Source organism: Fictibacillus iocasae (assembly GCF_042665465.1).
Classification (GTDB): Bacteria; Bacillota; Bacilli; order Bacillales; family Fictibacillaceae; genus Fictibacillus; species Fictibacillus iocasae.
Genome location: NZ_JBHTCP010000011.1, coordinates 55,926 through 67,394, shown reverse-complemented (window position 1 = coordinate 67,394; position 11,469 = coordinate 55,926). Strand labels below are relative to the sequence as shown.

12 protein-coding genes and 1 riboswitch are annotated in these 11,469 nt (G+C 44.6%); of the genes, 2 read left to right on the top strand and 10 right to left on the bottom strand.

All coding sequences use genetic code 11. The features are described 5' to 3' along the window. Positions 1–213, top strand: a 213-nt coding sequence (locus ACFQPF_RS05940) for a transposase (protein WP_379747554.1), incomplete at its 5' end; no start/stop codon positions are given. A gap of 133 nt (positions 214–346) precedes the next feature. Here ACFQPF_RS05940 and ACFQPF_RS05935 read toward each other — a convergent pair. From ACFQPF_RS05935 to ACFQPF_RS05920, 4 genes are read right to left on the bottom strand one after another with little or no spacing between them, the layout of a single operon-like run. Further along, the gene (locus ACFQPF_RS05935) at positions 347–649 is read right to left on the bottom strand and encodes a hypothetical protein (protein WP_379747552.1); all 303 of its coding nucleotides are present in this window, start codon (positions 647–649) and stop codon (positions 347–349) included. A gap of 19 nt (positions 650–668) precedes the next feature. Further along, entirely contained in the window at positions 669–1,241 is a 573-nt protein-coding gene (locus tag ACFQPF_RS05930; RefSeq protein ID WP_379747550.1) for a CPBP family glutamic-type intramembrane protease, read from the bottom strand. Next, positions 1,207–2,730 carry a RecQ family ATP-dependent DNA helicase gene (locus ACFQPF_RS05925; protein ID WP_379747548.1) on the bottom strand — a complete coding sequence of 508 codons (1,524 nt, stop codon included), beginning with the start codon at positions 2,728–2,730 and terminating at the stop codon, positions 1,207–1,209. The genes ACFQPF_RS05930 and ACFQPF_RS05925 overlap by 35 nt, the downstream gene beginning before the upstream one ends. Position 2,731: 1 nt before the next feature. Then, entirely contained in the window at positions 2,732–3,775 is a 1,044-nt protein-coding gene (locus ACFQPF_RS05920; protein ID WP_379747546.1) for a YpbB family protein, read from the bottom strand. A gap of 284 nt (positions 3,776–4,059) precedes the next feature. Between ACFQPF_RS05920 and ACFQPF_RS05915 the strand changes: the two genes are divergently transcribed. Beyond that, positions 4,060–4,308, top strand: coding sequence for a ferredoxin (locus ACFQPF_RS05915; protein ID WP_379747544.1), 249 nt, complete (start codon positions 4,060–4,062; stop codon positions 4,306–4,308). A 372-nt stretch (positions 4,309–4,680) separates the two neighbouring features. Here ACFQPF_RS05915 and ACFQPF_RS05910 read toward each other — a convergent pair whose 3' ends face one another. The 6 genes from ACFQPF_RS05910 to resB all read right to left on the bottom strand — a co-directional run bounded on the left by ACFQPF_RS05910 (position 4,681) and on the right by resB (position 11,469). Next, positions 4,681–5,202: an ECF transporter S component gene (locus tag ACFQPF_RS05910; protein ID WP_379747542.1), complete on the bottom strand. Its 522-nt coding sequence runs from the start codon at positions 5,200–5,202 to the stop codon at positions 4,681–4,683. Continuing rightward, positions 5,195–5,605, bottom strand: coding sequence for a DUF4430 domain-containing protein (locus tag ACFQPF_RS05905; RefSeq protein ID WP_379747540.1), 411 nt, complete (start codon positions 5,603–5,605; stop codon positions 5,195–5,197). The genes ACFQPF_RS05910 and ACFQPF_RS05905 overlap by 8 nt, the downstream gene beginning before the upstream one ends. 143 nt (positions 5,606–5,748) lie before the next feature. After that, a riboswitch (cobalamin riboswitch) is annotated at positions 5,749–5,942 on the bottom strand. Between the two features lie 97 nt (positions 5,943–6,039). Next, positions 6,040–7,827: an ATP-binding protein gene (locus ACFQPF_RS05900; protein WP_379747538.1), complete on the bottom strand. Its 1,788-nt coding sequence runs from the start codon at positions 7,825–7,827 to the stop codon at positions 6,040–6,042. Then, positions 7,828–8,544 (bottom strand): response regulator transcription factor, encoded by a 717-nt coding sequence (locus ACFQPF_RS05895; protein ID WP_379747536.1) that lies wholly within the window; start codon positions 8,542–8,544, stop codon positions 7,828–7,830. It abuts the gene before it with no gap. A gap of 103 nt (positions 8,545–8,647) precedes the next feature. Next, the gene (gene ccsB / locus ACFQPF_RS05890) at positions 8,648–9,835 is read right to left on the bottom strand and encodes a c-type cytochrome biogenesis protein CcsB (RefSeq protein WP_379747564.1); all 1,188 of its coding nucleotides are present in this window, start codon (positions 9,833–9,835) and stop codon (positions 8,648–8,650) included. A 26-nt stretch (positions 9,836–9,861) separates the two neighbouring features. Next, complete coding sequence (gene resB, locus ACFQPF_RS05885) at positions 9,862–11,469, bottom strand: cytochrome c biogenesis protein ResB (protein WP_379747534.1); 1,608 nt, start codon at positions 11,467–11,469, stop codon at positions 9,862–9,864.

The window sequence follows — 11,469 nt, the reverse complement described above, 5'->3', positions numbered from 1 at the left end:
GGGGTACATACCGAGCAGGCTGCCTTTCAAGAGAGCGAGTACTTCAAAGTAAAGGCAAAAGAACGGTATAAAATTGAAGCGAAAAATAGCGAACTCAAGCACAGACACGGGTATGATGTTGCCTCATCCTCGGGTCTCGTTGGCATGGAACTGCAAGGAGCCCTCACCCTATTCGCGGTGAATTTAAAACGGATTCTTAAGCTGACAAAGTAAAAAAAACATAAGAGCAAGGACAAAATACGAGCTTCGCATGAAAAATCACATGCGAAGCTCGTATTTTTTGTCATTTAAAAGAAAAAACGGTGAAAATTAACCGGTTTTTCAGTGTCCTCCGGAGACCGTGGTGTTATTTTTCAATTTCAACCTGCACTGGCTTGCCATTTTCCTCTCTCATGACGGGTCCAAACAATTTATCAGACCATAGATCATACGTAAACATTGCAGCGATGAGCAGAAGAAATGCAGCAGCTATTAGCTTAATGAGAGGGAATGTATTTCGTTCCTGCAGCTCTTCTTTCGTACATTCTTCTTCCCTCTCGCTTTTCTTCCTTCTGCTATGAAACTCTCTTCTTGGCGGAAGAACATCTTTTTGCAAGGAGGCATTTTCTTCTGCAAGCTGTCTCAGTGCGCCTGCTTGGTCATCGTTCATCAATTTTTTCACCTCTGTTTCAATCCGTGTTCTTTTTGCTTTCTTTTGCCAGCAGCATCCCGGAAATGGCGTCAAATAAGAAATGAAAAAGAAAAGGCATCCAAATCGTTCCGCTGTATTCATATAAAACTCCGAGCCAGAGTGAAAGCAGCACAACGAATAAAAGGAGGTACGGCTTATTCACATACCTAAAATGCAGGAATGCAAAAATTAAGCTCGAACCAGTGATGCCAATCAGAGGCTGCAGTGCCCCTCTAAACAAATATTCTTCGCAAAAGGCTATTACGGCTGCCATCAGCCAAATGTGCCAGCCGCTCAAACTAGAAAACAATATTTCATTGATCCCGCCGTCATCCCACTTATCTCTCACAAGCCTTTTTTTCATGGCCAATGAAAGAAACAAAGCACACGCCACACTCGCGAGCACAACGGGAATAAACCCCAGTCCGTCCTGCTGTGGAACCCGCCATGGCTGCTCGAGCTCAAAGAAGATGGAAAGCAAAACAGCTGCAGCTAAAAAAATCAGCTGTGACACGTATACATTCCAAATGAGCTCTTTAGCTGTTAAGTGCTGCACGTTTCTTTGATTCACTTCCGCTACCTCTTTCTATAGAAAACATGGTCTTCAATTCTTCACGCCAATCGCCCACAGTTGCATTGACAGTGTTTGCTCTACCATAATAAGCGGTCAAGCTGATCTGACAGCTCGAACAGCAATCGTGATGCTGTGGATCTCCGCTTTCATCAAACAATTTAATGAGCGAGGCACGTTTGCAGTCCTCTCTTCGCACCCATGTCAATAGTTTGCGAAGCTGCTCGTGCTTGTCTTTTTTTCGTTTCACAATTTTCCTGGAAAGCTTATCTAAAAAAATCTTCTTGTTCTGGGTATCCATCATTAGAAGAGGCTCTCGATTGATATAATATTCTAAAAAACGGGCAGCATTTTCAGTGAACATGCCTTGATGAACGCGTTCAAGCATCGATTGCTTTGTTCCATCGCCCCCTAGAAGAACAGGCAGCAAAGAGGCATCCGGCAATTCTGCTTCAATAAAATGATACGGAATATCTTCATCTTGCGGATGATAGAGAAGAACGGCTAATGCCGGCTCGCCATCACGGCCCGCTCTTCCGATTTCCTGTACATATGCTTCAATGCTCGATGGCAGCTGATAGTGAATCACATACCGGACATCGCTTTTATTGATTCCCATCCCAAATGCATTCGTGCAGCAGATCAGGTCAAGCTGACCTAATAGGAACTGCTTTTGGATGAGCATCCTGTCCTGATGCTCCATTCCGCCATGATAAAAGGCAGTGCGGGCCACTCCTGCATCTTTGGCTAGCAGACATGCTGCTTCTGCCATATTTCGCGTTGATGTGTAGACAATGCCTGGCCCTTTAAGCGAGGTGACGAGATTCTGCAATCTTTTCTGCTTTTCCTCCTGCGATGAAGCGTACTCTGTCACGAGAGCAATATTCTTCCTGTTCATGCTCCCGATATGCAGTTTAACACGGGCAAGTCCAAGATACTTGATAATATCCTCCCTCACCTTTTTCCCAGCAGTTGCGGTCAAAGCGAGGCAAGGCGGATTTCCAAGTTCTTTTCTGATTTCTGCAAGGCCCAAATAATGCGGCCGGAATTCGTGGCCCCACTGCGAGATGCAATGCGCTTCATCCACAGCAAACAATCCGATGTTCACTTGCTTCAACATCTCAACGAGCTGCCTGCTCTGCAGCATCTCGGGTGAAACGAAGATGAACTGACTGTCCGGAAGTTTCTGTATTTCTTCTTTCTTTTCTTCCATCGACAAAAAAGAATTGAAAGCGACCGATCGTTTAAAGCCCATTCTCTTTAATTGTTCCGTTTGATCTTCCATCAACGATAGAAGCGGTGAAACAATGAGTACAGGCTTCTTCATCAGCACTCCTGGCAGCTGATAGCACACTGATTTTCCGGTTCCTGTTGGAAGGACGGCAAGAACATCATGTCCATTCAGCACATCAGCTATAATTTCTTTTTGGCCGGGACGGAATGCTGAGAAGCCAAAAAAACGCCTAAGCTCCTGTTCAAGCTGAAGCATATTACCCCCATCCTTCCTTGGCGATCGCCAGTCTGATCTTCAAGTACGAGAGCGTTTCTGCCTGATCTCGAATACCTTTTAGCTTCCGGTCTTTTAGTGTGCGGCTGATCTCTTTGACGAGCCGCAATTCCTCACTTGATATGAATGGCGAAATATCAAATCCTTTCACCGAGCGAGCGATCTCTACTAGGTGATCTTCGAGAGTACTTCGTTTGAGTTTTCTTAACCGTTCAATTTCATCAAGAGGATACCCTTCTTGCAGCAGGGAAAGGGTCGCTCTTGCAGAATTAGTAAGCGATTCGCTATGGCCAGGAGGAATGAACCTATGCAGTTCCTCGTACTCATGTGGATGCTCCTTAACTTTCGTCAAGATGAAGTGAAGCAAAGAGCGGAACATCATTCTTACTTCCTCTTCTGATGTCCCAAAATCATGAGAAAGCTGTTCGAATGTAGAACCGATCCTCTCAAATCTCGTTGCTCTTTGTAAGAATAAACTAGCGATCTGGCTGTTCCCGTAATTTTCAAGCAACTGTACCATTTCATGATACAAACGGACAGCTGATTCTTTTCTTTCTGCCTCGGTCTTAGGAAAGAGCGCCTTTACCGAGCGTACAGCTTGATAGTCAGTGACAACGGGTAAAAAGCGGCTGTTATGCGCAAGCATGTTGGAGATGGATTGTATGTATAGCGACAGCGACAGCCAAAAATGATGCTCGATGTTCCAATGCGCGAGGCCTGACAAATGACGCAGGAACGGGTAATGATTATACCCCACTATTTTTTCCCCTTTTTTTGTCACGATGAAAACACCGTTAGACAGCTCCTCTATCAAGCTTTCCGCGAAAAGAACCGCTGTCTTCTCCTCCAGCTCGTTCTTTTTCAGGCTGGAAAGGACAGCGTAATATTTTCCAATGCCAAAAAGCTGGGCATCTGCCAGCGACTGGGCGGTCTTTTTTCCTGAAAGAATATGAATGATACCTTGGGCGGATCTCTCGCCGTTCACGTTCTGAAAACAGTCTAACAGCATATAATCAACTACATTCATAGCGACGCACCTTTGTTTCTGTTTCTTTTATTGTAGCAAAAACTGCCGTTCATTGCCGTACTAATAGCCGGTGATGAATAAAAAATGACTTAGATAGGGTTTGGCGTGGACGTGGAGGGGTATGATTTGGTTATGTAAGAAAACACCTTAATATTAATTGTTGAAATGTGTTTGTGAAGTCTTTACAATATAACTAGTAGACCTTAAATCGTTTCAGGAAAATGTTGGATAAATATTTTAGCAATCGTTTTTCCGGTTACCAAATCAATTAGGAGGTAATTTCTATGCCAAAGTACACAATTGTAGACAAAGAAACCTGTATCGCGTGTGGAGCGTGCGGAGCAGCAGCACCCGACATTTATGATTATGATGATGAAGGTATCGCGTTCGTGACGCTTGATGACAACCAAGGAATCGTGGAGATCCCGGATGTGCTTCTAGATGATATGCAGGACGCGTTTGAAGGATGCCCGACTGATTCTATTAAAGTAGCAGACGAGCCGTTTGATGGGGACGCATTAAAATACGAATAGATGGCACAAAAGCAAGCCTTTAGGACAAAGGCTTGCTTTTATTTTATTAAGGATGATAATCATTGTCAATTAAAAATTTCCATCTGTTTTTGTTTTCATTTCCCGAGTTCGAGTTCTCTCTCACTATGAACAGCAAGAAGCCTCCGCATTAAAAAGCGCGGAGGCTTCTCGTCTCTTTACTCCATAACGGTTTCCCCTTATGTACGGTCTTTAAGCTCCCATCTTTGCAGTCAGAAAGAGCATTCCGATACAAAGAGTCAGAAAGAGCACAGCAGAAATTCTTAACATATAGTCGTTCATAGCAGCCTCCTTTGACATAACCTTAATAGTGTATGCCCTGCTGCCGAAAAAGTTGTTATAAATCTCTTTGACCTAAGCTGCTCCGGACTTTTCCTTAACATGCATCTGCTTATTCATAATGAAGAAAAGAGGTTTGGCGAGTACAGCATAAAATAGCATATTTCCAACAGCATGGTTCGTATCAAAGCTCAAGCCTGCAAGATAATAGGCCCATAGATGATCGAGATATGGAGCGTTGAACAACGTCATCACTATACCGAAATAATAACCGCACAATCCCGCGTACACAGTTAGTGCCCAGTGCGGGAGTTGTGTCCTTCTTTTTCCGATTAAGCCGCTGAATACCGCGATGCTTCCCCACGCTGCGATCTGGCCGATTGTCCAGATCCCGCTGCCTAAATAAAGATTGCTTGTGATGGTGCTGATTGCAGCAAGAACCAGTCCATAAGTTGGGCCCAAAACAAAAGATGCGATGATCAGTATGGCTGTATTCGGCTGGACATTAGGGATGAACTGGAACGATACCCTGCCTACCGTCAGCAATGCCGATAGAACGGCAAGCAAGGTCAGCATCTTTAATCGATTGCTATTCATATTTACGGAAATCGAAGCCTACTTTGTCGCCTTTCTTCAATTTGATTTCTTTTGCCCCTTTCATCGCTTCCTCACCGTTAACAGAGAAAAACCATGATGTTTTGTCTTTTTCATTGCCTTCTGTTCCGTTGATTGAACTGATGAATGAGTCTTCATACATGGTTTTCACTTCAAACTCTCTTTTCATTACGTCCATGACCGTTTCGCCTTCTTTGATCGAAACGTCTTTTTTCTCAATTTCTTCTTTTCCATTATCTTTTGTTAATACAATGGTTACTTGCTCTTGCTTATTATCCTGGCTTGCCGTTACGTTCTTCTTTTCAGCTGTCTCGGTTTTTTCCGCCTGCCCACATCCAGAAACCATCAGTATAGCTGCGAAAAGTAAAGGTAATAAATTTTTCATGCTCATCACTTTCTCCTTTGTTTTATGTAATAAAGAGCAAATAAAAAACCCATGCGGACAAACGCATGGGGAAAACACATGATGACAGAGAGTGCAAGTAAATACACTCGATCGGCCAACACCTCCCTATCCTCGTAGGTCATGCTGCAGTCTCGTAACAGGCAGGTCTCCTGGCTCATGGTCATTGTTTCTTAAACACCTTCCCATTCATTTGAACAGTGGCATCCTTTTTAAGAATCTCCCATTTACAGTGGCGGGACCGCAACGGCTTTTACCGTTTTCCCTTTTAAGCTAACCTGACTCTTGATCAGGCTGCACCTGTTAATTCGTATGCAATTCACATTCTTCATTATAGCCGAAGCTTCCGCTGCAGCAAAGAGTTAATTTTCCAATTGTTTCTTATGAAACAATAAAAAACGCCGTATTATGCGGTATTATTCCACATTTCGGGGCAGAACAAAGGAAAATGTCGTTCCTTCACTGATTTTGCTGTGGACTGTAATGATTCCATCATGAGCTTCAATAATATTTTTAGCTATTGCAAGGCCAAGTCCCGTTCCTCCCGATTTTCCCCTAGTCCTCGCTTTGTCGCCTTTATAAAAGCGTTCAAAAACAAACGGAAGATCTTCATCCGAAATGCCGCTCCCCGTATCCATAACATCCATTTTGACAGCGGAATCTGTTATATCTGCTTTTAACATGACACTTCCGCCTTCTGTTGTATGCCTGATCGCATTGTCGATTAAATTAGTTAGCACTTGCTCTAGTCTGTCAGCATCTGCATAAAGTTCATTCTGTACATTATCAATCTGCGTCTCAAGCTGCAGCTGAATGTTCCTTTCCTTTGCAGGCCCATGGAACTTGCGCAGCACCCTAGCAGCATATTCAGGAACGTTAATCCAGGACCGGTAAAGCTTCATCTGGCCAGACTCAAGACGGGCAAGATCCAGCAGTTCATTGACAAGCCTGCTCATTCGGCGCGATTCGTCCAGGATGATGCCTGCCAGTTCTTTCTTCTCTTCTTCAGACTCCGCAATATCATCGACGATCGCCTCACTATATCCTTGAAGCATGGCGATCGGAGTCTTTAATTCGTGCGACACGTTCGCGACAAAGTCCTTTCGCAGCTTATCCATCCTGCGCTCTTCTGTCATATCCCGCAAGACCGCAACAGCACCCCTGATCATGGATTGATTGTAGAGCGGTGTCATCACAACGACCCAAGAACGTCCTTGCAGCGTTACTTCGATCAGCTGTTCGCGCTCTAGGGTGACGACCTGATTAAATTGCAGCATGACAGATTCAGGCAAGCTCATCTTATCGTTCTCTGCCATCCCCGTCTCATAATAACACGCCTGTAAAAAACGGTCAGCCGGGGGGTTCGTGACTAAAATATTCATTTTCCTGTCAAACGTGATCACGCCGTCCGCCATCGAGCTAAGTACACCTGAAAGCTGTTCTTTCTCTTGGTTCAGTGCTTGAATGTAATTTTTCAACTGCCGGCCCATGCGGTTAAAGGTCATGCCGAGCTCACCGATCTCATCATGGGTCAGGATGGGCACCTTCGCATCAAACTCACCTTTCGCTACAAGCATAGCTGCTTCCCTCATTTTACGAAGGGGAGCTGTTATACGGCTGGATAAGAAAAAGGCAAACACAGTCGTGAGGATGATCGCGATTCCGGCGGCAATAAAGATCAGTTTTTTCGCATGATCCGTGGTTTTTGCAATATTTTCGATCGATTGGTAAACATAGACAGCACCCGTTCCGCCGCTGCGGTCTCGGTATGGCTCACCATAGATGATCATCGTATGATTTTCAGCTCTGTTATCTTCAACAAATGGGAACTCATCTTTAACAAAACGCTTCGTTTTTAATTCTGGCACTTCCTTTAACTGCTCTTCGGTAAGAAACACGTTTAGTGATATTTCGCTTTCACCGGAAGCTTCCAACACCGGCTGTTTTTCGCTGTCAATCATCATGACGGACATCGAATACACTTCTGCCATCTCTTTTGTGTTCCGGACGGCTTCAACGCTGTTCTCGTCACTTTCTAAAATGACAACGAGCCTGTCTGCCATTTTTTCCAGCTGGTCTTTTGCTTGATTATCATGAAACGTCTCAAAAAATTGTGTGAGCAGCATAGTAAGAATGATCAAGACAGCAAGCACCAGCAAAAGAATGGTCAGCCAAAGCTTGCCAACAACACTTCTCCAAAGCATTTACTCGGCACCTTCAAACTTATAGCCGACTCCCCATACCGTTGCGATCATCGCAGCCGCATCAGGCGATACTTTGTTCAGCTTCTCGCGCAGCCTTTTCACATGGGTATCGACCGTTCGCAGGTCGCCAAAAAATTCATAGTTCCATACATCCTTCAGCAGCTGTTCGCGCGCATAAACTTTATCAGGCGTTTTCGCCAGATAGTGGAGCAGCTCATATTCTTTTGGTGTTAGGTTCACTTCATTTCCATCAGCGATGACCTTATGTGCATCATGGTCGATGGTCAGGTGCGGAAATACGATAATGTTTTTGGATACCGTATCCGTCTCTAAAAACCGGGTAGTCGAAGAACGTCTTAACAGCGCTTTCACCCGCAAGATGACTTCTCTTGGGCTGAACGGCTTTGGAATATAATCATCCGTTCCCGCTTCAAATCCGGAAATCCGGTTCAGCTCTTCTCCCTTAGCCGTCAGCATGATAACAGGCGTCGCTTTTTTCTCGCGCAGTTTTTCACAAACTTCTATACCGTCCATCCCAGGCAGCATGAGGTCGAGCAGGATCAAATCAAAGTTCATAGACAGTGCCATCTGCAGCGCTTCTTCCCCGTTCTCTGCTTCTTCCGTTTCGTAATTTTCCCGTTCTAAGTACATTTTCAGCAATTTTCGAATGCGTTCTTCATCATCAACAATAAGTATTCTCGCTTCACCTTGATTCACGGTATCACCTGCTTCTATTTTGTAAACATTCCCTCTCTTATCATACAGCAACGCGCCTGAAACTACAAAAAAAGCAAGCCCTTATGAGGGCTTGCTCACCTTGTTAGGCGTATGAATGAAGGCCTGCAACGACTAAGTTTACAGCGATAAGGTTGAACATAATAATCACAAACCCTAAGACGCAAAGCCATGCTGATTTTGCTCCATGCCAGCCTCGTGACAGCCGTAGGTGCAGATAAGCAGCATAAAAGAGAAAGGTGATCAGAGCCCATACCTCTTTCGGGTCCCATCCCCAATATCGGTTCCATGCTTCATGTGCCCAAATCATCGCAAAAATTAATGCTCCGAGAGTAAAGACGGGGAAACCGATCGCGACACTTCGATAGCTGATCTCATCAAGCAGCTCGGGATTTAAATTCTTCAGCTTCGGCTGCATAGCTGCTGCCAGCCTTTTGCGTAATACTAGTCTAAGAAGACCGTATAACAGCCCTCCTGATAATAGAGACCAGATCATCGTGTTCAGCTTGACGGCCGCGTTCTCGCCGTTCATCCAGCCAGGAGCATCAAACAGCGGGCCAAATCCGCCCTTTTCTTCCACTGCGTCCGCCGGTCCAGCGATGACAGGCATCTCATAAACAGCTTGCACCGTATTTCCGCCTTTTGCAGTAAATGAATAGACAGCTTCGTATCCTGCGGATTTAAACGTGACCGAGACGATAATAAAGCCCAGAACACATAAAAGAAAATACAGCACAGCCTCAAGCCATTTCGTTTCCTTAGTGGAGGTATCTTGCTTGACCGTCCCGATCAGATAAATCAATCCGGCGACAAAGGAAATCGTCAGAATACCTTCACCTAATGCAGCCGTTGTAACGTGTATTTTCAGCCAGTCGCTTTTAAGCGCTGGAATAAGAGGAGAAATTTCCTTTGGAAACATGCCGGCGTATGCAATAACCAAGAGCGCGACCGGCATCGCGAATACCCCAAGTGCGTTTGTTTTATAAATGGCATAAAGAATAATAAAAGCAAACACCATCATCATGCCAAAAAAAGTGGTGAACTCAAACAGATTGGATACCGGGGCGTGGCCGCTGGCAGCCCACCTTGTAAAAAAATATCCGAGCTGCAGTGCAAAACCGGCGATTGATGTGATGTAGCCGATTCTGCCCCAGCGTTTGGAATAAGAAGCCGTTTTCTGTTTTTTGTCTGAAAGCGACATAGCAAAGAATAGCGTGCCAAACAAATAAGTGATAAACGCTGCATATAGCAGCGAGCTGCTGAGCTGAGCCATCATGTATTACCTCTCCCTACTTAAACTTATGCGCTCTTTGCCGCTGTGCGGTCCTCTGGCATGGGAATGCCTGTTTTTTCTGAGAGCGACTGCAGATCCTTTTTCAAGCCAAACCAGTTTTTATTCGTGTGAGCGGCAATCCAAAGGGTCCCTTCTTTTTCCTTCACCCATATACGGCGGTGGTTCCAATACAAACCTTGAACCACTCCGATCATAAAGATGATGCCCCCCATTGATACGATAGGCAAGGTATAATCTTTTCTTACAGTAAGAGCCGTAAGATTTTTCGTTTTAATTCCGGCAAACTCAATTTTGTAGCGGTTCCCGTCCATCTCAATGTTGTTTTTAATCGCGACGAAGGCCTTTTCTTTTTTATCGTTTTCAGGCGATGTCATTTCAAAAACAAAAGCGGGATTATCTGGAACATAGTTCTTCGTCTTCGGCACGCCGTCCTCAAGGAAGTAGTTAGGATAATACTTTCCAAGGCTAACGGTGTAGCCTTTACCTAGGTCATACTTTTTTTGTGGATTAATCAAGTCCACTTCAAATGTGCCTAGGTTTTTTTTCGTTTGTTTATCAAGAAGAGAAAATGACATTTTGTTCAGTTCATCCATCTTAAAATCTGTCTGATAGAGAGAGAAGGAGTCAAATTTCAACGGTTTATTGACTTGAATTTTTCCTTCTTTCACTTTTTTCAGCGGTTCTGATCCGCCTAGAGTTCCTTTGGCGGATGATTGATAGAGCACCGCATTTGTCTGGAAATTCTTTGGAACAGGATTAGAGGTGCTTTGCAGCGCGTCTTTAAATTGCTTATCATTTTTATCGTAAAATTCCAGGATGAACTTCTCGTTTTTCAGATAATATTGCCCTTCATCTGAAAGTGTCCCTGGAATGGCGGCAGTCTCACCTTCGCGCAGCCAGAGGACTTCTTCTACATACATGCCTGGGAAAAACCGAAGCATCGCACCAGCTAAGAACAAGACGAGTCCTACGTGGTTCACGTAAGGGCCCCATCTTGAAAAACGTCCCTTTTCAGCAAATAAACTGCCGTTCTCTTCTCTCACATGATATTTTTGAGCCAAAAGCGCTCGCTTCATCTCTGAGAGATCACCTTTCACGTCTTGAGCGAAAAGTCTTTGATGCTTCAGAAACTGATCATGACGGACGACCTTCTGACGTTTAAGTGATTTGTACAGCGGAACGCCCCTGTCGATGCTTGCTACAATGATGGAAAGAGCGAGCATGCCCAACAATACGATAAACCACCATGAGCCATAAAGCTGATGAAACCCAAGCAAGTAATAGATTTTCCCTAAATTTCCGTATTCTGATTCATAGTGCGATGCGGGATCTACGGTCTGCGGTATGTACATCTGCTGTGGAAATATGGTTCCTATTGCCGCAGCTACAAGAATGATAATAATAATCCAGATGCCGACTTTAACGGATGAAAAGAAATTCCAGACCTTATCGATCACCGTTTGATTATAGGTTTGTGATCTTCTCGCTGTTCCTTCATAACGCATGCTTGCTTCCATATTTTCCTTCGCTTCGGCAAATGGCTTGCCGCAAGACTGGCAGATCAGCGTTCCGGCAGGGTTATGATGACTGCATTCGCAAATCATAGTATCCAT

What these genes read in the sequence shown, in the direction of transcription:
- ACFQPF_RS05935 (WP_379747552.1), bottom strand. Translation starts at nt 649, where the DNA reads ATGAACGATGACCAAGCAGGCGCACTGAGACAGCTTGCAGAAGAAAAT.
- ACFQPF_RS05925 (WP_379747548.1), bottom strand. Translation starts at nt 2,730, where the DNA reads ATGCTTCAGCTTGAACAGGAGCTTAGGCGTTTTTTTGGCTTCTCAGCA.
- ACFQPF_RS05920 (WP_379747546.1), bottom strand. Translation starts at nt 3,775, where the DNA reads ATGAATGTAGTTGATTATATGCTGTTAGACTGTTTTCAGAACGTGAAC.
- ACFQPF_RS05915 (WP_379747544.1), top strand. Translation starts at nt 4,060, where the DNA reads ATGCCAAAGTACACAATTGTAGACAAAGAAACCTGTATCGCGTGTGGA.
- ACFQPF_RS05910 (WP_379747542.1), bottom strand. Translation starts at nt 5,202, where the DNA reads ATGAATAGCAATCGATTAAAGATGCTGACCTTGCTTGCCGTTCTATCG.
- ACFQPF_RS05905 (WP_379747540.1), bottom strand. Translation starts at nt 5,605, where the DNA reads ATGAAAAATTTATTACCTTTACTTTTCGCAGCTATACTGATGGTTTCT.
- ACFQPF_RS05900 (WP_379747538.1), bottom strand. Translation starts at nt 7,827, where the DNA reads ATGCTTTGGAGAAGTGTTGTTGGCAAGCTTTGGCTGACCATTCTTTTG.
- ccsB (WP_379747564.1), bottom strand. Translation starts at nt 9,835, where the DNA reads ATGGCTCAGCTCAGCAGCTCGCTGCTATATGCAGCGTTTATCACTTAT.
- resB (WP_379747534.1), bottom strand. Translation starts at nt 11,469, where the DNA reads ATGGATACTATGATTTGCGAATGCAGTCATCATAACCCTGCCGGAACG.